We start from the raw sequence: 22,598 nt of genomic DNA, 5'->3' as shown, positions 1-22,598 counted from the left end.
CCACGAACTCCGAGTTTGTGGAGCTCCCCCTCACCCGGCCCGCCGCTTCGCGGCGAGCCACCCTCTCCCACGAGGGGAGAGGGTTCGCGCCGTGCCTGCCGCTCCTCTGAAAGACGCGTCATGACCTTCTCCCGCCGCACGCTCCTGCGCACCGGTGCCGCCGCGGCGCTCGGCACGCTGCTGCCGCGCCGCGCCCGCGCCGCGCGCGACGTGATCACGGTGACGGACGTGCTCGGCCGGCGCGTCGAGATCGCCAGGCCGGTGAAGCGCATCGTGCTCGGCGAGGGGCGCCAGCTCATCACGCTCGCGCTCGTCCATCCCGATCCGGTGTCGCTGCTCGCCGGCTGGCCCGGCGACCTGGTGCGCCAGGACAAGGTGACGTACGGGCAATACCGTGAAAAATTTCCGGCGATCGCCGACATCCCGATCGTCGGCCGCGGCTCGGAGGAGAGCTTCTCCATCGAGCAGGCGCTGGCGACGGCGCCCGACGTGGCGATCCTGTCCGGCGGCTATGGCCCGTCGATCCGCTCCAAGGAGACGATCGCCCGCTTCGAGGCCGCCGGCGTGCCGGTCGTGTTCATCGATCTGATCGCCAAACCGCTCGACAACATCGTGCCGAGCCTGCGGCTGCTCGGCCGCCTGCTCGGCCGCGAGGAGGCCGCCGAGAAGGTCGTGCAGTTCAACGAGACCCGGACCGGCCGCATCCGCGATCGCCTCGCCGCCACAAGGCCGGTGGTGCCGACCGTGCTGATGAATGCCCATGCCGGCCTCAACGAGTGCTGCAACGCTCCCGGACGCGCCACCATCGGGGCGTTCATCGACGTCGCCGGCGGCCACAACATCGCGGCCGACGTGCTGAAGACGCCGTTCGGCCCGATCGGCCTCGAATACGTGCTGGGGCGCGATCCCGAGATCTATGTCGGCACCGGCGGCCAGCATCTCGCCGGCACCGGCGGGCTGGTGCTCGGGCCCGGCGTCGATGCCGCGGAGTCGCGGGCCCGGCTGCAGGAGATCGTCAGCCGCCCGGGCCTCGCCGATCTCTCCGCCGTGCGCAACGGCCGCGTCCACGGCCTGTGGCATCTGTTCGGAAACTTCCCGCTCAACGTGCTGGCGCTCGAGGCGCTGGCGCGCTGGTTCCATCCGAAGCTGTTCGGCGACGTCGATCCCGACGCGAGCCTCGCGGTCGCCAACCAGACGCTGCTCGCCGTTCCCATGCGCGGCACCTATTGGGTGTCGCTGAACCCACCGCCGGGAGGGCGGTAGGGGTGGCGGCGTTGCTCGGACAGCCGGTCGCGTCGCCGCTCTCCGCCGCGGCCGAGAGCGCGCTGGTCGCGCACCGGCGGCTGCTGCGGCGGCGGGCCGCCGTGGTGGCCGGGCTCGCGCTCGCCGGTATCGCCGCCTTCCTGCTCGACCTCGCCACCGGCCCGTCGGCGCTCTCGATCGTCGACGTGCTGCGCGGGATCCTCTTTCCTCAGGAGCTCGGCCGCGCCGCCGCCGTGATCGTCTTCGACGTGCGGCTGCCGCAGGCCGCGATGGCGATCCTGGTCGGTGTCGCGCTGGCGCTCGCCGGCGCCGAGATGCAGACCGTGCTGAACAATCCGATGGCGAGCCCGTTCACGCTCGGCATGTCGGCGGCCGCGACCTTCGGGGCGGCGGTCGCCATCGTGCTCGGCGTCGCGCTGCCCGGCGTGCCGGCCGAGTGGAGCATCCCGGTCAACGCCTTCGTGTTCGCCTTCGGCTCCGCCATGCTGCTACAGGTGCTGAGCCGCCTGCGCCACGGCGGCGAGACCCTGGTGCTGTTCGGCATCGCGCTGTTCTTCACCTTCAACGCACTGGTCGCCATCACCCAGTTCGTGGCGAGCGAGCAGGCGCTGCAGCAGCTGGTGTTCTGGACCATGGGCAGCCTGTCGCGGGCGAATCGGGAGAAGATCGCGATCCTCGGCCTGGTGATCGCCTGCGTGGTGCCGTTCTCGTTCAGGGCCGCGTGGAAGCTGACCGCGCTGCGCCTCGGGGTCGAGCGGGCCCGCAGCCTCGGAATCGACATCGGCCGGCTTCGCCTGTTCTCGCTGATGCGGCTGAGCCTGCTCACCGGCGCCGCCGTCGCCTATGTCGGCGTCATCGCCTTCGTCGGCCTGGTCGGGCCGCACATCGCCCGCCTGCTGATCGGGGAGGACCACCGCTTCTTCCTGCCGGCGAGCGCGCTCTGCGGCGCCGTGCTGATGTCGCTCGCCTCGGTGGCGAGCAAGACCGCCGTCCCGGGCGTGGTGCTGCCGATCGGACTGATCACCTCGCTGATCGGGGTGCCGATCTTCATGACCCTCGTGCTGACGCGGCGGGGGCGGTGATGCACGCGACGCTGACCATCGCGCGTCTCTCGGCCGGCTATCCGCGCCGCCCGGTGATCCGCGACCTCTCGCTGCCGCCGCTGCCGGCCGCCGCCGTCACGGCACTGGTCGGGCCCAATGCGGCGGGGAAGTCGACGCTGCTCAAGGCGCTGGCCGGGCTGGTGCAGGCGGAGGGCCGGGTCCAGTTCGGCGACGCCGAGCTCCTGCGCATGCCGCTCGCCGCGCGGGCCGACCTGATCGGCTTCATGCCCCAGGCGCTGCCCCAGGGCGTCGCGCTCTCGGTGCTGGAATCGATCGTCGCCGCCTTCGAGGCGTCGCGGCCCGACGAGCTCGCCGGTGCCGATGCGGCGCGGCGCGCCGTCGCCACCCTCGACCGGCTCGGAATCGCCGATCTCGCGCTCGATTCGCTCGATCAGCTCTCCGGCGGCCAGCGCCAGCTCGTCAGCCTCGCCCAGGCGCTGGTGCGCGAGCCGCGCCTCCTGCTGCTCGACGAGCCGACCAGCGCGCTCGATCTGCGCCACCAGGTCACCGTGATGGAGGCCGCCCGCTCGCTCGCCGCGGAGGGTCGCACCGTGCTGGTCGTCCTGCACGACCTCAATCTCGCCGCCCGCTGGGCCGAGCGCGTCGTCGTGCTCGACCACGGGCGCGTCGCGGCGATCGGCACCCCGGCCGAGGCGCTGACCGCGCGAACGCTCGCCGCCGTGTGGGGCGTCGCGGCCCGCATCGAGCAGGATCCGGCCGGCATTCCGCACGTCGTCGTCGAGGGCGCCCTGCCGCCGGCTCCCGGCGGGCCGGCCGCCCACCCGTTCGATCCGCGACCCACCGCAGCCTGACAGCCACGAGGGACCTTCCATGACCGCTCCGTCCACCCCGACGGCCGGACCGCCGGCCCGCTACCGCGGCATCCGGATTCTCGAGGTGCTCCGCACCGAAACCGTGACGCCGCAGATGCGCCGCCTGATCCTCGGCGGCGAGGAGATCGCCGGGATGCGCGACGACGCCATGAACATCAAGATCCTGTTCGCGCCGGAGGGCGTCGCGGATCCGGGCTGGCCGCTGCAGGGGCCGAACGGAAAGCCGGTCTGGCCCAAGGATCCGCTGCGTCCGATCGTCCGCACCTACACGCTGCGCTGGCTCGACGCCGTCAGGGGGGAGCTCGCCGTCGACTTCGTCCTGCACGCCGACGGCGAGGCGACGCGCTTCGCCCGCCGGGCCAAGCCGGGCGACCTGGTCGGCGTCGGCGGGCCGGGCGGACGCAAGGTGCTCCCCGCCGACTGGTACCTGTTCGCCGGCGATCACACAGCGCTGCCGGCGATCGCCCACGTCCTGGAGAAGCTGCCGGCCGACGCCGTCGGCCATGCCCTCGTGGAGATACCCGACGCGGCCGAGGAGCAGCAGCTCCGCAAGCCGGACGGCATCGTGCTCACCTGGCTGCACCGCGACGGCCTGCCGCCCGGACGCAACACGCTGCTGCGCGACGCCGTGCTGGCGCTGCCCTGGCCGGCGGCGGCGCAGCGGCCGTTCGCCTGGGTGTGCGGCGAATCCTCCACGGTCCGGGCCCTGCGCGCCTATGCCCGCGAGGAGCGCAAGCTCGACCGGCGCCAGATCCACGCCATCGGCTACTGGCGCGCCGGCCTGAACGAGAACGCCTATCACGACGCCTACGACAACGACCGCGACGAGGACTACTTCAAGACGTGGCGCGAGGAGCTGGCCGAGCGCGGCATCCCGGCGGAGGCGGCCGACTGAGGCGGAAGCGCCGGCGGCCGGCCTCGCCGCGGGCGGGCCGGCGCCGGCGGTCGCGCCCCGGGCCGGAACCAAATCTCTGAAATCGTTCGACAAGCCCTGCCGGGTGCCGGCCGCGCCGCGCGCCCGGGCCGGTTGTGCGGGCGGCATCCCTGCCGGGCGGGGGCTCGGCTTGCGCGGGCGCGCCGTCCGCCTATAGTCCGCCGCGAATTTCATTTGCCGACCAAGGGGCCCGGACCGCCGGGCCCGTCGGCACGAGGAGCGGCCGGCCGGCCGAGACAGCATGGCGAAGAGCGACGTGAAGAAGGTGGTGCTGGCCTATTCGGGCGGTCTCGACACCTCGATCATCCTGAAGTGGCTGCAGACGACCTACGGGTGCGAGGTCGTCACCTTCACGGCCGATCTCGGCCAGGGCGAGGAGCTGGAGCCGGCCCGGCAGAAGGCGCTCCTCCTCGGCATCAAGCCCGAGAACATCTTCATCGAGGATCTGCGCGAAGAATTCGTGCGCGACTACGTCTTCCCGATGTTCCGGGCCAACGCGGTCTACGAGGGCCAGTACCTGCTCGGCACCTCGATCGCCCGGCCGCTGATCGGCAAGAAGCAGATCGAGATCGCCGAGAAGGTCGGGGCCGACGCGGTCTGCCACGGCGCCACCGGCAAGGGCAACGACCAGGTCCGCTTCGAGCTCGCCTACTACGCGCTCAAGCCCGACGTGAAGGTCATCGCGCCCTGGCGCGAATGGGATCTCACGTCGCGCACCAAGCTGATCGAGTTCGCCGAGAAGCACCAGATCCCGATCGCCAAGGACAAGCGCGGCGAGGCGCCGTTCTCGACCGACGCCAACCTGCTGCACACCTCGTCCGAGGGCAAGGTGCTGGAGGATCCCTCGCAGGACGTGCCGGACTACGTCTTCAGCCGCACCGTCGATCCGGAGAGCGCGCCCGACAAGCCGACCGTCATCACGGTGGACTTCGAGCGCGGCGACGCGGTGGCGGTCGACGGCGTGAAGCTCACGCCGGCCGCGCTGCTCGCCAAGCTCAACGAGCTCGGCCGCGTCAACGGCATCGGCCGGCTGGATCTGGTCGAGAACCGCTATGTCGGCATGAAGTCGCGCGGCATGTACGAGACGCCCGGCGGCACCATCCTGCTCGCCGCGCATCGTGGCATCGAGTCGATCACGCTCGACCGCGGCGCCGCCCATCTCAAGGACGAGCTGATGCCCAAGTATGCCGAGCTCGTCTACAACGGCTTCTGGTTCGCGCCGGAGCGTGAGATGCTGCAGGCCGCGATCGACAAGAGCCAGGAGTTCGTCACCGGCCGCGTCCGGCTGAAGCTCTACAAGGGCAACGTCACGGTGATCGGCCGCGAGAGCCCGTACTCGCTCTACGACCAGGAGCTCGTCACCTTCGAGGAAGGCGCCGTCGCCTACGACCAGCACGACGCCCAGGGCTTCATCAAGCTCAACGCCCTGCGCCTGCGCACCCTGGGTCAGCGCCGGAAGCGCATGGCGAAGTGAGGGTTCTCACGAGGATAGTTGTCGGGTAAAGTTTCAGCATGCTGACGCGCATCGAAATCGACGGTTTTAAAAGCTTCAAAGATCTGAAGCTGGACCTGCACCCATTTACGGTGGTTGCGGGTCCAAACGCTTCCGGGAAATCGAATTTTTTCGATGCATTGCGCTTTTTGTCGCAGCTTGCTTCGTTCGATCTATTGGAAGCCGTGCGCCGATTGCGTGGCGATCCAAGTGAGTTGTTTCGCAGAGAACCCACCGGAAATAGCGCAAGAACTATCTGTTTCGCCGCCGAGGTTTTGCTCGATTCCGAAGTCGAGGATGCGTTCGGTCAAAAGCGGCCGCTTAAGCATACTAGAGTGCGTTACGAGCTTGAGATTGAAAGACAGGGGGGAATCGGTGGCCCCGAACGGCTCTATGTTCGTCACGAATCAGCTCGGCCAATCAAGCGAACCGACGATACTTGGCTTAGACGATCGCCGCCGCCGCATCCGGACTTTGTAAAGGAATATGCGCGTTACGCCAGCGGTGGCGGAAGAAGTGCGTTCCTGGAAACCTTGAGTGATAAGTTCCAGGTTAATCAAGATGGCGTACAGGGGCGACCGAGACCGTTTCCGATATCAAAGGACAGGGCTACCGCCACTGTTCTGTCTCGAATTACGACCGCTACGGAGTTTCCTCATCTCTTTGCTCTTCGCCAAGAGTTGGCGTCGATAACATTCCTCCAGTTAGAAGCGACTTCGGAGCGTGAGCCGAGCGATGCTCTCGCGCCAGATGAGCTTTTGCCAGACGGATCCAATCTCGCGAAAGTTTTGGCGCGCATTGAGACGGAAACCCGAACGGTGGAGCGTCCGCGAGGAGATCTGGCCGACATCAGGAATAGCTTAACCGCGCTGATACCTGGCACGAAGGACTTGCGCATTGAACGTGACGAGTCGGCTGGGAGGTATAGGCTTTTTATCTCCATGCGGGGGGAGAGCGAATTCAGTTCTCGAGTTCTCTCCGACGGGACACTAAGAGTTCTCGCTCTTCTGACATTTTTATATGACCCTCGTAGAAGGGGTGTCCTCCTATTTGAGGAGCCAGAGAATGGCGTACACGAAGATCGACTCGTTAAATTGATTCGCCTTCTTCGGGGCACATGCAGCAATGTGCACGGAGAAGAAAAAATAGGGGGGTGGCTTTTCCAGATTCTCGTCAACACACACTCTCCCGTGGTGTTGCGTGAGACTCAACTTGAAGAATTGGTGGTGGCAGATGTTGTCAGTTCAATCGACCCAACCATGCATTCCGTCCTCCGTCACACGAGAATGCGCACAGGTGTCGTCGAGAATGCTGAGTTTGATTTCGGTGACCGCGAACGGCGTCTGACCAGAATTGAAGCCGAAAGAATTACTAAAGGGAACGATGCTGCAATATGATCTGGCTTGTAATTGGGCTTTTCAGTGAAGGATCGACGGACAGTCGGTTCCTTCCACAGATTATTTATCGTCATACCCTTGATTTGATCCAGGTCGGTGGAAAACAGAACGTTCAGTTGCAAGAGGATCCAATTCTTTTGCCGGGCACGATTAATGGCGAGCGCGCTGCTAGAATGTGCAGCGAAGCCCGTGCGATAGATCTTTTCGTTGTGCATGCCGATGCTGCAGCAAATGCGCGAATGCGTATACTCGAAACGATGATAGAAGACATAAAAGAAATAGCTTCCCGCCAATGCGGTCTTGGTAAGCATCGGATCGTGCCACTGCTTCCATGTCGAGAAATGGAATCTTGGGCTTTAACGGACCCGGATGCCATTGCACGAGCTTGCGGATTTGATGCATGGCCCTCGAACATCGTTCGGCCATGGAATCCCGATCGGGCGGAATCCCTGAACGACCCAAAAGCCATTTTGCGAGATGCAGTCAAAACTCTGCATTCCAGAACCAGACAAAGACGGCTCCCTCAGATCGGCGACATTCTTGAACGAATTGGAACTGATATCGATTTGAATCGGTTGAGCCGAGCCGAATCTTTCAAAGAGTTTTCATCTGATCTGGAAGCCTCCCTCAAGAATTTAGAAATACTTGGGAGTTAGGCTGCTTTCGCGAAAATTTTCCGTCTAAGTCCGTCTTCGGCTATCCTGGGCGCCCCGAACCGGAGGCCGCCCCCGTGTATGCCGTCGAAGTACGCCATCACATCATGATCGCCCACTCGTTCCGCGGGGCCGTGTTCGGCCCGGCGCAGGCGCTGCACGGTGCGACCTTCGTGGTCGACGCGGCGATCCTGTCGGAGGCGCTGGACGAGAACGGCATCGTCGTCGACATCGGCCGGCTCGACGAGGCGCTGAAGGCGGTGCTGGCGCCCCTGAACTACAGGAATCTCGACGAGGTTCCCGAGTTCGCGGGCCGGAACACCACGACCGAGTTTCTCACCCGGCACGTCTTCGATCGTCTCGCCGAGACGGCGCGCGCCGGCGCGCTCGGCCGCGAGGGACGCGCGCTCCACGCCATCCGGGTCACCATCTCCGAATCGCACGTCGCCCGCGCCTGGTACGAGGCGCCGCTGTGGTGAGCGACGCTCCGGCGAGGCGTCTCGTCTTCGCCGTGCCGGGCGACCTCGACACGCCGACCGGCGGCTACGCCTACGACAGGCGCGTGATCGCGGAGCTGCGCGCCGCCGGCCGGGGGGTCGAGGTTATGAACCTGGGGGAGGGCTTTCCGCGGCCCGAGGCTGCGACACGCGCCGCCGCGATCGCGAGCCTGGAGGCGATCGCGCCCGAGACGCCGACCATCGTCGACGGCCTCGCCTTCGGCGTGCTGCCGGAGCTCGCCGCGACGGTGTGCCGCCGCGTGCCCGTGGTCGCGCTGGTGCACCATCCGCTGGCCCTGGAAAGCGGGATCGGGGCCGACGAGGCGCGGCAGCTGCGCGAGAGCGAGCGCAGCGCGCTCGCCGGCGCCCGCGGCGTGATCGTCACCAGCCCGGCGACGGCGCGGCTCGTCGCCGCGGACTACGGCGTGGCGCCGGAGCGGATCACGGTCGCAGTGCCCGGTGTCGAGCGCCCGGCGCCGCGTCCGACTGACGTCCGGCGCGGCGGGCCGGTGGCGCTGCTCGCGGTCGGCGCCCTGGTCCCGCGAAAGGGCTACGACGTGCTGGTCTCGGCGCTGTCGCGCCTCGCCGATCTGGACTGGCGGCTGACCATCGTCGGCCCGCCGGACCGCGACCCGGCGACCGCGGCGGCGATCGCCGCCCAGATCGCGGCGGAAGGCCTCGGCGACCGCGTGACAATCGCCGGGGCCGTGCCGGCGGACACGCTCGCGGCACTCTACGGCGCCGCCGACGTCTTCGTGCTGGCGTCCCGCTTCGAGGGATACGGCATGGCGTTTTCGGAAGCCGCGAGCTACGGTCTGCCGGTGGTCGGCACGACGGGCGGGGCGATTCCCGACACGGTTCCGGCCGGCGCCGGGCTCCTCGTCGCGCCGGACGACGTCGCGGCGCTGGCGGCGGCGCTGCACCGGGTGATCGGCGATGCCGCCGTGCGGGCGCGCCTCGCGGCGGCGGCGCGGGCCGCGGCGGAAGGACTGCCGACCTGGGCCGAGACGGCCCGCATCGTCGCCGCGACGATCGATCGCATCAGGACAGGGACGTGACCGGCTTCAGCGCAGACTGGCTCGAACGTCGCGAGCCGCACGATCGGCGGGCCCGCAATCCCCGCGTGCTCGCGGCGATCCGCGACCGCTTCGCCGACCAGGCGTCGCTGTCGATCGTCGACCTCGCCTGCGGCACCGGCGCGACCCTGCGGGCGCTCGTCGACATCCTGCCGAAGCATCAGCACTGGCGACTGGTCGACAACGATCTCGGGCTGCTGGCGCGGGCCAAGGGGGCGGCCGAGTCGGTCGCAGGATCGGGCGGCACCGTGCCGCGCGTCACCGTGACGGCGATCGACCTCGCGCGCGATCTCGAGGCCGCGCTCGACGGGCCGGTCGATCTGGTCACCACCTCGGCGTTTCTGGATCTGGTCTCGGAGGACTGGCTGGAGCGTCTGGTCACCGAGGTCGCGGCGCGCCGGCTGCCCTTCCATGCGGCGCTCACCTATGACGGCCGGCTGATCCTCGACCCCTCCGACGACGCCGACGCCACCATCGTATCGGCGTTTAACCGTCACCAGACGACCGACAAGGGGTTCGGGCCGGCGCTCGGGCCGGCCGCGGCCGGCACCGCCGTGCGGATGTTCGAGCGGCTCGGCTGGGAGGTGGTGCAGGGCGCCTCCGACTGGCTGATCGAGGCCGGCGATCCGCTCCTGAAGGAAATCGTCGGTTCGCTCGCCGGGGCGGCGCGCGAGCTCGTCGGCGTGCCGCAGACGACCATCGACGGCTGGGCGACCCGGCGTAGCATCCTGGTCGCCGCCGGCCGTTCCACCCTGCAGGTCGGTCACCTCGACATCTTCGCCTGCCCGACCGGGCGGCGCTGAGCCGACAGGTCGCAGTCGAACAGCACCTCGTCGCCGAGCGGCACGGTCTTCACCCGCGGGCGGAGGGCGTCCTCGGCGTCCGCGATGGCGGGCAGCGTGCAGCTCGGACGGCCCGAGCCGAGAATGATCGGCGCGATCACCACGTGCAGCCGGTCGAGGCAGCCGGCGGCCAGGAACCCGGACAGCGTGTCGGCGCCGCCCTCGATCAGGATGCGGCGGAAGCCGGCCGCGGCGAGGGCCGCCAGGATGGCGGCGGGATCGAGCCGGCCGCCAATGTCGGGCAGCGCGAGGCGCTCGACGCCGTCCGGCAGCCGCATCGCGGCCGCCGCCGAGGTGATCACGATCCGTCGGGTGCCGTCGTCGGCGAGCAGCCGGGCGTCGGCGTCCAGCCGGCCGTTCGGGTCGATCACGACGCGGGCCGGGTTGGGGCCGGCGACGTGCCGGACGGTGAGCTGGGGATCGTCGCACTTCGCGGTGCCGACCCCGACCACCACCGCGTCGACCACGGCGCGCAGCCGGTGGAGATGGGCGATCCCCTCCGCGCCGTTGATGTATTCCAGCCGTCCGCCGATCGTCGCGATACGGCCGTCGAGCGACTGGCCGACCTGGCCGATCACCATCAGGCCGTCGACCGCGCCGGCGCGTAGCGGCCCGAACAGCGGCTCCCAGGCGGGCGGCAGCGCGGCCCCGGCCCGCAACGCCTCCGGCACGCACGACCAGCCGCCGGCCGGACTCTCACCGAGGGAAAAACACGACGGATCCAAAGGCGCGTTCCGGCTTCTCGACACGACGACTGGACCGACTGGGCTCGATCGACGGCTCGACGGGGTGGCTGGCGGGGCGGCACGACGACCTCGTGCTGCCCCGGAGGCGAAACGCTGCGCCCGCGCGGACGTTTCCGCGGCCGTGCCGCGATGCACGGGACGCTTGCAACCGACCGGACTTTATCCTGTCATGGCATGGCGGCTCAATGACCCCCGGCGCATCCGACGTGGACTGGCAGGCGGCCCGACATCAGCACCCCGAGATGAGCACCCCGAGATGAGCACCATGGCGACCTCACCCGATCGGACGAGCGGCGGCTATACCGCTACGGCGCGGGCGCTCCACTGGATCACGGCCGCCATCGTCATCGCCCTGATCCCGGGGGGCCTCTACATGGCGAACGCCGAGCCCGGCCCGGTCCAGGACCTCGCCTTCCATCTGCACCGCTCGCTCGGCATCGTGCTGCTGCCGCTGATGCTGGTTCGGTTCGCGTGGCGCCTGGGCAATCCCCCGCCGCCGCTGCCGCGCGACATTCCGGCGCGCCAGCGCGCCGCCGCCCAGGCGGTCCATGGCATCCTCTACGCCCTGCTGATCGTCCAGCCGCTGGTCGGCTGGATCGCCACTTCGGCGTACCGGGCGCCGATCCTGGTGTTCTGGCTGATCGAGCTGCCGCCGATCTGGCCGCAGGACCGCGCCTTCTCCGAGGCCCTGTTCGGTCTGCACCGGACCTTCGGCATCCTGATCGCGCTGCTCGCCACCGCCCACATCCTCGCCGCGCTGTATCATCATTTCATCCGCCGCGACGATGTGCTCGTGCGCATGCTGCGCGGCTGAATCGCCGCCCGGCGCATCGGCGCCGGACGAAGGCCCGGCACCGCCCCGACGCGGCGACGCCAGCGTACACCTCTTGCGAGCGAAACGTGAACGGGAAACGCAACGTTAATTCACGTATCGCAATGTAACTGCCTGGTACGACAATTCGTTTCGGTTCTAGTCCGAATCTAGAACGTCGGTAGGAGCGTCTCATGACGAATGTGCCGGGCCGCTTCGGTCGGATCACCATCGGAATGCGCTTCGTGGCGGCGATCTCGGCCAGCGTCGTCCTGGCTGTCGCGGCCACCACGGCCAGCAATCTCTGGCTCTCGGCCCGGATGTCCGAGCAGGCGGCTGCGCACGAACTTTCGGTGCTGCAGGCCTTCTTTTCAGGGCGCCTCGCCGACGACGCGGCCCGCGCGATCTCGCTCGCCGACAGCCTCGCCCTCAACACCACGATCCAGGCGGCCTTCGCGGCGCGCGACCGCGCCGCGCTCGACGCGATGCTGGTCCCCGGCTTCAAGGCGCTGAAGGAGAAGCACGGCGTCGTCCAGCTCCAGTTCCACACTGCCCCGGCGACCTCGTTCCTGCGGGTGCATCGGGCTGAGAAGTTCGGCGACGATCTGAGCTCGTTCCGGCACACCGTGGTCGAGGTCAACCGCACCGGCAAGCCGGTCGCCGGACTCGAGAACGGGGTCGAGGGACTCGGCATCCGCGGCGTCGTGCCGGTCGTGCACCAGGGCAAGCAGATCGGAACGGTCGAGATCGGCATGTCGTTCGGCAAGCCGTTTTTCGAGGCCTTCAAGCGGGCGACCGGTGCCGACGTCGCCTTTCTGCTGAAGACCCCGCAGGGCTTCGACACCTACGCCACGACGTTCCGCGTGCTGCCGGCGCTGACGCCGGAGCAGATCGCGGCGGCGCTCGCCGCGCCGTCGGCCGCGCGGGCCATGCCGGTCGCCGGCGTCGAGCACGCCGTGGTGCTCGCACCGGTGCGCGACTATCGGGGCGACGCGATCGGCGTCTATGTTCTCGGCGTCGACCGCAGCACCGCGATCGCCGCACTCGCCGAGGTGCGCAGTGCGGCGCTGGCGATCGGCGGAGCCGTCCTCCTGTTGACGCTCGGGCTCGCGTTCCTGCTCAACCGTGGAATCGTCCAGCCGCTGCGGGCGCTCACGGCGGGCATGCGACAGCTCGCCGACGGCGACTTCGACGTGACGCTGCCGGGGCTCGGCCGGCGCGACGAGATCGGCGATGTCGCGGCTGCCGTCGAAGCGTTCAAGGTGAAGGCGGTCGAGAAGGCCCATGTCGACGCCGAGCGGGCGGAGCACGCCCGCACCGAGCTGCTCGCTGCGCAGAACCGCAAGATCGAGGAGTCCATCGCGGCGTTCCGCGAGTCGGTCGAGGGCGTGGTCGCGGCCGTGGCCGAGAGCGCCACCGAGATGCGCGGCAACGCCCAGGCGATCGACGACGTCGCGGCGCGCGCCTCGGGTCGTGCGAGCGCCGCCACCGGGGCCTCCGAGCAGGCGGCGCAGTCGGTCCAGACCGTCGCGGCGGCCGCCGAGGAGATGTCCGCATCGGTCGCCGAGATCAGCCGCCAGATCGCCCAGGCGACCGCGGTCGTCGGTGCCGCCGACGCCAAGACCGGCCGCTCGGTCGCCGAGATCGAGAGCCTCGCCGCCATGAGCGAGCGCATCGGCGCCGTGGTCGAGATGATCCAGGCGATCGCCGGCCAGACCAATCTGCTCGCCCTCAACGCCACCATCGAGGCGGCGCGCGCCGGCGAGGCCGGCAAGGGGTTCGCCGTGGTCGCCCAGGAGGTCAAGGCGCTCGCCGGACAGACCGCTAAGGCGACCGCCGAGATCGCCGGCGAGATCGACGCCATCCAGGCGTCGACCCGCGACGCCGTGGTCGCGGTGCGCGAGGTCGGCCTCGCCATGCAGGAGGTCAGCCGGGTGACGGCGTCCATCGCCAGCGCGGTCGAGCAGCAGGGCGCGGCGACCCGCGAGATCTCCGAGAACGCCCAGTCGGCCTCCGCCGGGAACGCCTCGCTGGTCGGCGACATCGCCGTGGTGAGCGACGCCGTCGCGCAGGCGAGCCGCTCGGCCGGTGCCGTGTTCACGACGGCTGACGCGCTCGCCGGCCACGCCGAGCGGTTGTCGAGCGAGGTCGCCGGCTTCTTCCAGAGCCTGCGCACCGGCGCGCTCGACCGTCGTAGGCGCGAGGACCCGGCCTATGCGGGACCGGAGCGGCGCCAGAAGCGGGGGCCGGCGAAGCGCGTGGCGTAACGTCGGGCGCTCAGGACTCCGCCTTGGGCTCGCCCGGCTCGTCCTCCTCCGGCACCGGTTCCATGTCCTCGGGCGGCGGCGGGTAGACGTGGGTGCGGCCCTGCAGATCCTCGATCTCCCAATGGGCCGGTCCGGCGGGATCGCAGCCGGCGGTCGGGACCGCGTGGGTCGGTCCGACCGGCACCTTGCCGGCGCCGCCGGGCAGATCCAGCACATAGGTCGGCTGCGCGAGGCCGGAGACGCGACCGCGCAGGCGACGCATCAGCACCTGACCTTCGGCGAGCGTGGTGCGCAGATGCGAGGTGCCCGGCGCCAGGTCGCCGTGGTGCAGATAATAGGGCTTGATCCGGGCGGCGACGAAGGATCTCATCAGCTCGGCGAGCGTCTTGTCGTCGTCGTTGACGCCGCGGAGCAGCACCGACTGCGACAGCATGGGAATGCCGGCGTCGATCAGCCGGTCGCAGGATCGTCGCGCGGCGTCAGTCAGCTCGCGCGGGTGGTTGGCGTGCAGCACCACATAGGTCGCCTTGCCGGGGATCTTCAGCGCCGCGACCAGCGCAGGCGTGACCGCCTCGGGCATCGCCACCGGCACGCGGGTGTGGACGCGTACGACCCGCACGTGCGGGATGGCGCCGAGTGCCGCGACGACGGCGCCGAGCTTGTCGGGGGCGAGGATCAGCGGATCGCCGCCGGTCAGGATCACCTCGAAGATCTCGCGGCGGCCGCGGATGTAGTCGAGGGCCGCGGCGATCTTCCTCTGCGACAGCGTCGGCCGCCCGCCCGGGCCGACCATGGCGCGGCGGAAGCAGAAGCGGCAGTAGACCGGGCAGACATGGACGAGCTTCAGGAGCACGCGGTCCGGATAGCGGTGCACCACGCCTTCGACCGGGCTCATGGTGTCGTCGCCGATCGGATCGGGACGTTCCTCCGGTGCGGTGTCGAGCTCGGCCGGGTCGGGCAGGAACTGGCGGGCGATCGGGTCGTCCGGATCGTCCGGGTCGATCAGGTCGGCGAGCGCCGGCGTGACCGCGACGGCATAGCGGGCCGCGACCGCGTCGAGAGCGGCGACGTCCACCGGGCGCACGAAGCCCGCATCGGCGAGTTCCGCCGCCGTCCTGAGCGTCTTTCGAGGCGTGGTCATCGGGGGCCTTTCGGGCTCCAGCGATACGCCGCAGCGATGGCGGCTACAAGGCCGTGGCCTTGGCAGGGCCTCGACGCCCTCCCCGCCGCGCGGGGAGAGGTGAAGGTCGGGCGTGTCACCCCGCCACGGGTGTCCAGATCACGGCGTCGACACGGGGCGCGCCCGTCGCCAGCATTACCAGCCGGTCGAAGCCGAGCGCGCAGCCCGACGCCTCGGGCATGATCTCCAGGGCGGCCAGGAAATCGCCGTCGATCGGGTAGCGCTCGCCGTAGACGCGGGCCTTCTCGGCCATCTCGGCCTCGAAGCGGCGGCGCTGCTCGGCCGGGTCGGTCAGCTCGCCGAAGCCGTTGGCGAGCTCGACCCGGCAGACATAGAGCTCGAAGCGTTCCGCGACGCGTGGATCGTGCCCGGCCGGCCGAGCCAGCGCCGCCTCGGCCACCGGATACTCGGTGAGCAGGGTCGGCCGGCCGATCCCGAGCCGCGGCTCGATGCGCTCGACCAGCACGCGGCTGAACACGTCCGACCAGGTGTCGTCCGCGGCGGTCCGGATGCCGGCGGCGGTCGCGGCCGCCATCAGGGCGTCGCGGTCTGTGTCGGTAACCGAAACGGTGGCGAGAAGGTCGATTCCGGCGAAGCGGGAGAATGCCTCGGCGACCGTCATGCGCTCGGGCGCCGCGAACGGGTCGGCCTCGGCCCCCCGGAAGGTCACCCGGTGCACCCCGGTGGTCTCGCAGGCGAGCGCCAGCAGGGCGAGACAGTCGTCCATCACGCCCGTCCAGGGCGCCCCGGTCCGGTACCACTCCAGCATGGTGAACTCGGGGTGGTGCAGGGCGCCGCGCTCGCGGTTGCGGAACACATGGCCGAAGGCGAACAGCCGCGGCTCGCCGGCGGCCAGGAGCTTCTTGCAGGCGAACTCGGGCGACGTGTGAAGGAAGAGCGGGCGCCGGCTGGCGTCGGGGCCGACCGCCTCGGTCGCGAAGGCGTGCAGATGCGCCTCGTTGCCGGGCGACACCTGCAGCGCCGCGGGGTCGACCTCGACGAAATCGTCCGCCTCGAACCATGCCCGCACCCGCGCCGCGATGCGGTTGCGGGCGAGCAGGAGCGGGCGGCGGTCCGCATGGACGTGCGGCGTCCACCAGGGGGAGGCCGCGGTCATGGCCGGAGCGCGGTCCGGAGGCATTGACGTTTCGACCGAATTTTCGCCCGCCCGGCTCCCGCCCGATCCGCCCGGCCGACGCCGGGGGGTGCCGAAAACCACTGGCGAAGCGCCAAAGGATCAGTATGTTGCACGCGAAACCGCCGGTTCCCGGGTTCCGTCGCCGCTCCCCGCTGGCGCCCCGGCGCCCCCGCAACGAGGATTTACGCACGTGAAGGTCATCGCCAGCTCGCTCCGCAAGGGCAACATCGTCGATCTCGAGGGGAGGCTCTACGTCATTCTGAGCGCCGAGAACATCCACCCCGGCAAGGGCACCCCGGTGACCCAGCTCGACATGCGCCGCCTCTCCGACGGGGTGAAGTCGTCGCAGCGCTACAAGACGACCGACCAGGTCGAGCGCGCCCATGTCGAGGAGCGCGAGTACCAGTACCTCTACCAGGACGGCGACGGCTTCCACTTCATGAACATGGAGAGCTACGACCAGGTCGCCGCGGCCGAGGACGTGGTCGGCGACCTCGCCGTGTATCTGCAGCCGGAGATGAAGTGCAAGTTGTCGGTGCACGAGGGCGTGGTGGTCGGCCTCGAGCTGCCGCAGCGCGTCGTGCTCGAGGTGGTCGAGACCGAGCCGGCCATGAAGGGCCAGACCGCGTCGTCGTCCTACAAGCCGGCGGTGCTGTCGAACGGCCTGCGCACCGGCGTGCCCCCCCATGTCGGCGTCGGCACCCGCATCGTGGTGTCGACCGCCGACGGCACCTATGTGGAGCGGGCGAAGGATTGAGGATCCGTCATCCCGGGGCGCGAGCCGCAGGCTCGCGAACCCGGAATCCGGCGGTGGCTTCGGAGTTCTGGGCTGGATTCCGGGTTCGCGGCTTCGCCGTGCCCCCGGAATGACCGTAACTTTACGTTCCCACCCGCAGGGGCGCGCGCTGCTTGGCGAGCGCGGCGAGCACCGAGAGCGCCGTGATCCGGCCGGTGCGCGGGTTCTCCGACGGGATGTTCTCGATCGACATCGAGAACCTGGCCGAATCGGAATCGACCTCGATGGTGTGGCAGTTGCGCGCGACGCCCGGATCGGCCCAGATCTCGATCGTCGTGCGGTCCGGCCCGATGCCGGCCAGCGCCAGCGCCGCCACCACGTTCACATTGGCCGGAAAGCCCTGCGCCGCCGCGCGGGCGGAGCCGGCGAACACCCGCAGCGGTTCGGCGAGGTGTTCGACCGAGATCCCGTGCTCGACCAGCCAGGGCGCGCCGGCGAGGCCGCGCGGCGGCTTGCGGGTCACCATGCGGACGGAGTGGATGGTCCCCTGAGCGGCCGCCGTCACGGCGTCGAGACCGATCAGCGCGCCGGTGGGCACGATGATCTGGCCGCCCTTGTGCCGGGCGAGCTCGATCAGCTCGGGGCGCGGCAGCAGGGCGCCGGCGCTCAGCACCATGACCTTCTTGCGGGCCGACAGCATCGGCCGGCAGATGTCGTCCAGCACGCTGGCCGGCGCGCACTCCACCACCAGGTCGGCGTGGGACGGCATCGCCTCCAGCTTGACGATCGGGCAGGGGATGCTCTGGCTTTCCAGCCAGGCCCGCGCCTTGCCGTGATCGCGAACCGCGATGCAGGCGAGCTCCAGCCCCGGCATGCCGTCGGCGAGGGCCCGGGCGACTGTCCGCCCGATGGCGCCGAGGCCCGCGATTCCGATCCGCATCGGCACCATTTTCGCCTTCCCGTTGGTCGGATTTCCTGCAACCTTACCGGCCCTGGACCGTTCTGACGGCATTATTTTTCATAATCGAACGCTCCGATCAAACAAGGAGGAACCGATGTTCCGTGCCGCGCTCAAGCTGCTGGTCTCGGCGGCGATCGCGCTCGCCGTACCGGCGCTCGCGTCCGCCCAGGAGTATCCGAGCCGCCCGCTCACCATGGTGATCCCCTTCGCGGCGGGCGGGCCGACCGACGTGCTCGGACGAATCGTCGCACAGCGGCTGGGCGAGGTGCTCGGCCAGCAGGTGGTGGTGGAGAATGTCGGCGGTGCCGGCGGCGGCAACGGCAGCCTGCGCGTGGCCAACGCTCCCGCGGACGGCTACACCATGGTGCTCGGCACGGTCGGCACCCACGCCCAGAACCAGACGCTCTACAAGCGCCCATTGTACAACGCCGAGGGTGACTTCACGCCGGTGGCGCTGCTCGCCGACGTGCCGATCGTGCTGGTCATCCGCAAGGATCTGCCGGTCAAGGACTTCAAGGACTTCGTCGCCTACACCAAGGCCAATGCCGGCAAGATGACGTTCGCCTCGGCGGGCGCCGGGTCCGCCTCGCATCTCGCCTGCGTGGTGTTCAACAGTGCCGCCGGCCTGCCGGTCACCCACGTGCCCTATCGCGGCACTGGTCCGGCCATGCAGGACCTCCAGGGCGGGCGCGTCGACTATCTGTGCGACATGATCTCGACCGCCAAGCCGCAGATCGACGGCGGTGCCGTGAAGCCGATCGCCATCCTGACCAAGGACCGCTCGCCGGCGCTGCCCAACCTCTCGTCGGCGACCGAGGAGGGGACCAAGGTCGAGGCCTATACCTGGAACGCGATCTTCCTGCCCAAGAACGCCCCGAAGGCGATCGTCGACAAGCTCAACGCCGCTCTGGTCGACACCATGAAGACCCCCTGGGTGCAGGAGCGCCTCGCCGCGCTCGGTGCCGTCGTCGTCTCGCCCGACCGGATGACGCCCGAATATCTCGCCAAGTTCGTGAACAGCGAGATCGAGAAATGGGCCGCCCCGATCAAGGCGAGCGGCGTCCAGGTGGAGTGAGGACGATTCCGCTTGATCAGTTTGCCGTCATTCCGGGGCGCGGCGAAGCCGCGAACCCGGAATCCAGCGGCAAGCTCCGCATCTGAGGTTGGATTCCGGGTTCGGCGCTGCGCGCCGCCCCGGAATGACCGGTTAAAGCCGCGGCCGCCCCCCCTCATCCCATGCTGGTGCGGCTGCGGATCGCCGTGGTCAGCGTGCCCTCGTCGAGATAGTCGAGCTCGCCGCCGACCGGCACGCCGTGGGCGAGGCCCGTCACCTTGACGCCGGCGTCGGCCAGCAGGTCGGTGACGTAGTGCGCCGTGGTCTGACCATCGACCGTCGCGTTGAGGGCGAGGATCACCTCCTTGACGGCGGGATCGTGCGCCCGCGTCACCAGCGAGGCGATGGCGAGGTCGTCCGGGCCGACGCCGTCGAGCGGCGACAGCGTGCCGCCCAGCACGTGATAGCGGGCGTTGACGGCCTTGGCGCGTTCCAGCGCCCACAGATCGGCGACGTCGGCCACCACGACGATCATGGCGGGATCGCGCCGCGGATCGCTGCACACCGTGCAGGGGTTCTTGCTGTCCAGATTGCCGCACACCCGGCACACCGTGATGGTGTCCATGGCGGCCTGCAGGGCCGACGCGAGCGGCGCCATCAGGAGGTCGCGCTTCTTGACGAGATGCAGGGCCGCCCGCCGCGCGGAGCGCGGGCCTAGGCCCGGCAGCTTGGCGAGAAGCTGGATCAGCCGCTCGATCTCGGGACCGGCGCTCATGAGGGATGTCGCATTTCTCGAGCCGTCATGCCCGCCGAGCCGTCATGGCCCGCCGTTTGCCGGCCATCCACGGACCTCGAGCTTCGCGGCAACAAAAGACGTGGATGGCCGGGACGAGCCCGGCCATGACGGAGGCGAGACGGGCCTCAGAACAGCTTCATGCCGGGCGGGATCGGCAGACCGCCGGTGAGCGCCTGCATCTTCTCGGCGAGCAGCGCGTCGGCCTTGCGCTTGGCGTCGGCATGGGCGGCGACGATCAGGTCCTCGAGAACCTCGGTCTCCTCGGGCTTCATCAGCGAGGAGTCGATCTTCAGCTTCTTGAGCTCGCCCTTGGGCGTCACCGTGACGGCGACCAGACCGCCGCCCGAGGACCCTTCGACCTCGATCTGCTCGAGCTCGGCCTGGAGCGTCTCCATCTTGCCCTTGAGCTCGGCGGCCTGCTTCATCAGGCCCAGGAAATTCGCCATGGATCGCCTCGTGAAATGGAGCGGGAGAAGGCCCGCGGTTCGAGTTCGGTGGGTCGTGGGCCGCCAGGATCACCGGTCGGTCGTACGACAACGTTGTCGCGACACTACCTGATCGGACCGGGTTCAGAAATCGTCGTCGAGATCGTCGGGCAGGCCGTGGGCGCCGTAGGCGCTTTCGTCCCAGACCGGCGGGATCTCGCCGTCGTCGTCGGGCTCCGGGACGGGGGGCAACGCCGCCGGCGCCTCGGCCTCGGTCTCGCGCCGGCGCACCTGGACGACCTCGGCGCCGGGAAACCGCTCCAGCACCCGCTGCACCAGCGGGTCGGCCAGCACGCCGCGCTTCACCTCGGCCTCGCGCGCCTGCTGCTGCGAGCGCAGGGTCGGCTGGCCGGGCTCGGAGGAGACCACCACCATCCAGCGGCGGCCGGTGAGGTCGCCGAGCCGGCGCGACAGGTCGCCGATGGCCGCCCTGGAGGTATTCGGCTCGAGCGCGATCTCCAGGTGCCCGTCCTCGAACCGCACCAGCCGGACGTCGCGCTCCAGCACGGTCTTGAGCTGGATGTCGCGCCGGGTTCCGGCGAGTGCCGCCAGCTCCTCGAAGCTGCCGACCAGGGGCGCGGCGTCGGGGACCGGGCCGGCGGCGGGCATGGCGGCGGGCTTGGCGCCGGGCTGGGCGAGCGCGCGCGGCTCCGCCGCCGCGGGGGCCCGTCCGCCCGCGAAGGCGGGGCGCTCCGGACCGGCCGGGGCCGGCCGGTCGAGGGCCGGCCGCATCGTCCGCTCGCCACTCGGGGCGGGACCGGCGGGTGCGGCACCGCGGGAGCCGCCGTTGCCGCCCGCCGGCGCGTCGGCACCGGTCGACGATCCGAGCGAGCGGATCACCTCGTCGGGGGTCGGCAGGTCGGCCGCATAGGCGATGCGGACCAGCACCATCTCGGCGGCGGCGATCGGCTTGGAGGCCGCCTCCACCTCGGCGAGGCCCTTGAGCAGCATCTGCCAGGTGCGCGACAGCACCCGCATGGACAGCGCCGTGGCGAGCGCCCGGCCGCGGGTGCGCTCCGCCTCCGACAGCGCCCGGTCGTCGGCGACCGACGGCACCACCTTCACGCGGGTGACGAAATGGGTGAGCTCGGCGAGATCCTCCAGCACCGTCACCGGGTCGGCGCCGCTGTCGTACTGGTCGCGCAGCTCGGTCAGCGCGCCGGCGATGTCGCCCTTCATCAGCGTCTCGAACAGGTCGATGACCCGGCTGCGGTCGGCGAGCCCGAGCATGGCGCGCACGCCGGCGGCGTCGACGGTGCCGCCGGCCCCGCCGCTCGATCCTCCGCCCGCATGGGCGATCGCCTGGTCGAGCAGCGACAGCGAATCACGCACCGAGCCTTCGGCCGCGCGGGCGATCAGGGCGAGCGCCTCCGGCTCGACCGTGACCCCCTCCTTGGCGGCGATGTTGCCGAGATGGCTGCCGAGGAGCTCGGCATCCAGGCGGCGCAGGTCGAAACGCTGGCAGCGCGACAGCACCGTGATCGGGACCTTGCGGATCTCGGTCGTCGCGAACACGAACTTGGCGTGCGGCGGGGGCTCCTCCAGGGTCTTCAGGACGGCGTTGAACGCCGCCGTGGAGAGCATGTGGACCTCGTCGAGGATGTAGACCTTGTAGCGGGCCGAGACCGGGGCGTAGCGGATCGCGTCGTTGATCTGGCGGATGTCGTCGACGCCGTTGTGGGACGCCGCGTCCATCTCGATCACGTCGAAATGCCGGCTCTCCATGATGGCGGCGCAGTGCGTGCCGAGCACCGGCATGTGGATGGTCGGGCCGGTGATCGAGCCGTCGGGAAGCGCATAGTTGAGAGCGCGGGCGAGGATGCGGGCCGTGGTCGTCTTGCCGACCCCGCGCACCCCGGTGAGGATCCAGGCCTGGGGAATGCGACCGGTCTCGAACGCATTCGAGATCGTCCGGACCATGGCGTCCTGGCCGATCAGGTCCTCGAACGTGGAGGGGCGGTATTTCCGCGCGAGCACCCGGTAGGCGCCGGCCGGCTCGGCGGGCAGCGCCTGGGGGGCGGTCTGGCCGGCGGAGGCGGGTGGGGCGGGGAACAGCCCGGGCGCTGCCGGTTCGGCCGGCCCGGTGGCCGGCACAAGCCCGGTTGTCTCGGCGTCGTCCATCGCTCGGCCGGGCCTCGCAGCGCGATCGGGGTGCGCAAATCCAGGGAATTCAGTGGGAGGCTGACAAGCGACCCGAACCGGGGCTCGTTAGGGCTGCTTCCTTCCGGACCTGACCCGGTTGGCGAGTGGCTCGTCCACCGCCAACCTCCCGCCCCCTATATCGACGGGACCGGCCCCGATTGCAAGCGCCTCGGCGGCCGGCATGGTAGGGTC

At 69.8% G+C, this 22,598-nt stretch carries 21 protein-coding genes and 1 other RNA gene; 14 read left to right on the top strand and 8 right to left on the bottom strand.

The genetic code is table 11. The features are described 5' to 3' along the window. The first annotated feature begins 120 nt into the window (after nt 1-120). The 10 genes from J2S22_RS08060 (at nt 121) to J2S22_RS08015 (ending at nt 10,051) form a co-directional block, all read left to right on the top strand. The gene (locus J2S22_RS08060) at nt 121-1,263 is read left to right on the top strand and encodes an ABC transporter substrate-binding protein (protein WP_272776579.1); all 1,143 of its coding nucleotides are present in this window, start codon (nt 121-123) and stop codon (nt 1,261-1,263) included. A 2-nt stretch (nt 1,264-1,265) separates the two neighbouring features. Continuing rightward, nucleotides 1,266-2,345 (top strand): FecCD family ABC transporter permease, encoded by a 1,080-nt coding sequence (locus J2S22_RS08055; protein ID WP_307155813.1) that lies wholly within the window; start codon nt 1,266-1,268, stop codon nt 2,343-2,345. Further along, entirely contained in the window at nt 2,345-3,178 is an 834-nt protein-coding gene (locus J2S22_RS08050) for an ABC transporter ATP-binding protein (RefSeq protein WP_272776580.1), read from the top strand. Before J2S22_RS08055 ends, J2S22_RS08050 begins: the two co-directional genes overlap by 1 nt. 19 nt (nt 3,179-3,197) lie before the next feature. After that, nucleotides 3,198-4,094, top strand: a complete 897-nt coding sequence (locus tag J2S22_RS08045) for a siderophore-interacting protein (RefSeq protein WP_272776581.1) — start codon at nt 3,198-3,200, stop codon at nt 4,092-4,094. A 280-nt stretch (nt 4,095-4,374) separates the two neighbouring features. After that, on the top strand, nt 4,375-5,607 hold the full coding sequence (locus J2S22_RS08040) for an argininosuccinate synthase (protein WP_272776582.1): 1,233 nt from the start codon (nt 4,375-4,377) through the stop codon (nt 5,605-5,607). A gap of 38 nt (nt 5,608-5,645) precedes the next feature. Beyond that, a complete protein-coding gene (locus J2S22_RS08035; protein WP_272776583.1) occupies nt 5,646-7,022 on the top strand; it encodes an AAA family ATPase in 1,377 nt (458 codons plus the stop codon). Continuing rightward, complete coding sequence (locus J2S22_RS08030; protein WP_272776584.1) at nt 7,019-7,678, top strand: DUF4276 family protein; 660 nt, start codon at nt 7,019-7,021, stop codon at nt 7,676-7,678. Before J2S22_RS08035 ends, J2S22_RS08030 begins: the two co-directional genes overlap by 4 nt. A 74-nt stretch (nt 7,679-7,752) precedes the next feature. Then, nucleotides 7,753-8,154 carry a 6-pyruvoyl trahydropterin synthase family protein gene (locus J2S22_RS08025; protein ID WP_272776585.1) on the top strand — a complete coding sequence of 134 codons (402 nt, stop codon included), beginning with the start codon at nt 7,753-7,755 and terminating at the stop codon, nt 8,152-8,154. Beyond that, nucleotides 8,151-9,230, top strand: a complete 1,080-nt coding sequence (locus J2S22_RS08020; protein WP_272776586.1) for a glycosyltransferase family 4 protein — start codon at nt 8,151-8,153, stop codon at nt 9,228-9,230. The genes J2S22_RS08025 and J2S22_RS08020 overlap by 4 nt, the downstream gene beginning before the upstream one ends. Continuing rightward, on the top strand, nt 9,227-10,051 hold the full coding sequence (locus tag J2S22_RS08015) for a class I SAM-dependent methyltransferase (protein WP_272776587.1): 825 nt from the start codon (nt 9,227-9,229) through the stop codon (nt 10,049-10,051). Before J2S22_RS08020 ends, J2S22_RS08015 begins: the two co-directional genes overlap by 4 nt. Here J2S22_RS08015 and J2S22_RS08010 read toward each other — a convergent pair. Continuing rightward, a complete protein-coding gene (locus tag J2S22_RS08010; protein ID WP_272776588.1) occupies nt 10,012-10,761 on the bottom strand; it encodes a RibD family protein in 750 nt (249 codons plus the stop codon). The two genes, J2S22_RS08015 and J2S22_RS08010, sit on opposite strands and share 40 nt — an antisense overlap. A 340-nt stretch (nt 10,762-11,101) precedes the next feature. On the opposite strand from J2S22_RS08010, the gene J2S22_RS08005 reads away from it, so the two are divergent. Together J2S22_RS08005 and J2S22_RS08000 are read left to right on the top strand one after the other, a co-directional pair. After that, nucleotides 11,102-11,650: a cytochrome b gene (locus tag J2S22_RS08005; RefSeq protein WP_272776589.1), complete on the top strand. Its 549-nt coding sequence runs from the start codon at nt 11,102-11,104 to the stop codon at nt 11,648-11,650. 191 nt (nt 11,651-11,841) lie between these two features. Then, complete coding sequence (locus J2S22_RS08000; RefSeq protein WP_272776590.1) at nt 11,842-13,914, top strand: methyl-accepting chemotaxis protein; 2,073 nt, start codon at nt 11,842-11,844, stop codon at nt 13,912-13,914. 10 nt (nt 13,915-13,924) lie between these two features. Here J2S22_RS08000 and J2S22_RS07995 read toward each other — a convergent pair whose 3' ends face one another. Beyond that, nucleotides 13,925-15,055: a lysine-2,3-aminomutase-like protein gene (locus J2S22_RS07995; RefSeq protein ID WP_272776591.1), complete on the bottom strand. Its 1,131-nt coding sequence runs from the start codon at nt 15,053-15,055 to the stop codon at nt 13,925-13,927. Between the two features lie 115 nt (nt 15,056-15,170). Then, nucleotides 15,171-16,211: an EF-P lysine aminoacylase EpmA gene (gene epmA / locus J2S22_RS07990; protein WP_272776592.1), complete on the bottom strand. Its 1,041-nt coding sequence runs from the start codon at nt 16,209-16,211 to the stop codon at nt 15,171-15,173. Nucleotides 16,212-16,422: 211 nt separating this feature from the next. On the opposite strand from epmA, the gene efp reads away from it, so the two are divergent. Continuing rightward, the gene (efp, locus tag J2S22_RS07985) at nt 16,423-16,989 is read left to right on the top strand and encodes an elongation factor P (protein WP_272776593.1); all 567 of its coding nucleotides are present in this window, start codon (nt 16,423-16,425) and stop codon (nt 16,987-16,989) included. Nucleotides 16,990-17,110: 121 nt separating this feature from the next. Here efp and J2S22_RS07980 read toward each other — a convergent pair whose 3' ends face one another. Then, the gene (locus tag J2S22_RS07980) at nt 17,111-17,908 is read right to left on the bottom strand and encodes an aspartate dehydrogenase (RefSeq protein ID WP_272776594.1); all 798 of its coding nucleotides are present in this window, start codon (nt 17,906-17,908) and stop codon (nt 17,111-17,113) included. A gap of 115 nt (nt 17,909-18,023) precedes the next feature. On the opposite strand from J2S22_RS07980, the gene J2S22_RS07975 reads away from it, so the two are divergent. Beyond that, the gene (locus J2S22_RS07975) at nt 18,024-19,004 is read left to right on the top strand and encodes a Bug family tripartite tricarboxylate transporter substrate binding protein (protein WP_272776595.1); all 981 of its coding nucleotides are present in this window, start codon (nt 18,024-18,026) and stop codon (nt 19,002-19,004) included. A gap of 154 nt (nt 19,005-19,158) precedes the next feature. Here the strand turns inward: J2S22_RS07975 and recR are convergent, their stop codons facing one another. The 4 genes from recR to ffs form a co-directional block, all read right to left on the bottom strand. Beyond that, nucleotides 19,159-19,758 (bottom strand): recombination mediator RecR, encoded by a 600-nt coding sequence (gene recR, locus J2S22_RS07970; protein ID WP_272776596.1) that lies wholly within the window; start codon nt 19,756-19,758, stop codon nt 19,159-19,161. Between the two features lie 146 nt (nt 19,759-19,904). Beyond that, nucleotides 19,905-20,225, bottom strand: a complete 321-nt coding sequence (locus tag J2S22_RS07965) for a YbaB/EbfC family nucleoid-associated protein (protein ID WP_272776597.1) — start codon at nt 20,223-20,225, stop codon at nt 19,905-19,907. A 123-nt stretch (nt 20,226-20,348) separates the two neighbouring features. Beyond that, on the bottom strand, nt 20,349-22,385 hold the full coding sequence (locus J2S22_RS07960; protein WP_272776598.1) for a DNA polymerase III subunit gamma/tau: 2,037 nt from the start codon (nt 22,383-22,385) through the stop codon (nt 20,349-20,351). A 51-nt stretch (nt 22,386-22,436) separates the two neighbouring features. Continuing rightward, nucleotides 22,437-22,535: signal recognition particle sRNA small type (gene ffs / locus J2S22_RS07955), an RNA gene on the bottom strand. Nucleotides 22,536-22,598 lie beyond the last annotated feature (63 nt).

The organism is Rhodoplanes tepidamans, assembly GCF_030813915.1.
Lineage (GTDB): Bacteria > Pseudomonadota > Alphaproteobacteria > Rhizobiales > Xanthobacteraceae > Rhodoplanes > Rhodoplanes tepidamans.
Note: the sequence above shows the minus strand (reverse complement) of the source record. Positions and strands in the feature narration are given on the sequence as shown.

Bases quoted from the DNA above. Each gene is read 5' to 3' on its own strand.
- J2S22_RS08040 (WP_272776582.1), top strand. From the start codon at position 4,375: ATGGCGAAGAGCGACGTGAAGAAGGTGGTGCTGGCCTATTCGGGCGGT.
- J2S22_RS08045 (WP_272776581.1), top strand. From the start codon at position 3,198: ATGACCGCTCCGTCCACCCCGACGGCCGGACCGCCGGCCCGCTACCGC.
- J2S22_RS07980 (WP_272776594.1), bottom strand. From the start codon at position 17,908: ATGCGGATCGGAATCGCGGGCCTCGGCGCCATCGGGCGGACAGTCGCC.
- J2S22_RS07960 (WP_272776598.1), bottom strand. From the start codon at position 22,385: ATGGACGACGCCGAGACAACCGGGCTTGTGCCGGCCACCGGGCCGGCC.
- recR (WP_272776596.1), bottom strand. From the start codon at position 19,758: ATGAGCGCCGGTCCCGAGATCGAGCGGCTGATCCAGCTTCTCGCCAAG.
- J2S22_RS07975 (WP_272776595.1), top strand. From the start codon at position 18,024: ATGTTCCGTGCCGCGCTCAAGCTGCTGGTCTCGGCGGCGATCGCGCTC.
- J2S22_RS08050 (WP_272776580.1), top strand. From the start codon at position 2,345: ATGCACGCGACGCTGACCATCGCGCGTCTCTCGGCCGGCTATCCGCGC.
- J2S22_RS07995 (WP_272776591.1), bottom strand. From the start codon at position 15,055: ATGACCACGCCTCGAAAGACGCTCAGGACGGCGGCGGAACTCGCCGAT.
- J2S22_RS08030 (WP_272776584.1), top strand. From the start codon at position 7,019: ATGATCTGGCTTGTAATTGGGCTTTTCAGTGAAGGATCGACGGACAGT.
- epmA (WP_272776592.1), bottom strand. From the start codon at position 16,211: ATGACCGCGGCCTCCCCCTGGTGGACGCCGCACGTCCATGCGGACCGC.
- J2S22_RS08060 (WP_272776579.1), top strand. From the start codon at position 121: ATGACCTTCTCCCGCCGCACGCTCCTGCGCACCGGTGCCGCCGCGGCG.
- J2S22_RS07965 (WP_272776597.1), bottom strand. From the start codon at position 20,225: ATGGCGAATTTCCTGGGCCTGATGAAGCAGGCCGCCGAGCTCAAGGGC.
- J2S22_RS08005 (WP_272776589.1), top strand. From the start codon at position 11,102: ATGGCGACCTCACCCGATCGGACGAGCGGCGGCTATACCGCTACGGCG.
- J2S22_RS08000 (WP_272776590.1), top strand. From the start codon at position 11,842: ATGACGAATGTGCCGGGCCGCTTCGGTCGGATCACCATCGGAATGCGC.
- J2S22_RS08035 (WP_272776583.1), top strand. From the start codon at position 5,646: ATGCTGACGCGCATCGAAATCGACGGTTTTAAAAGCTTCAAAGATCTG.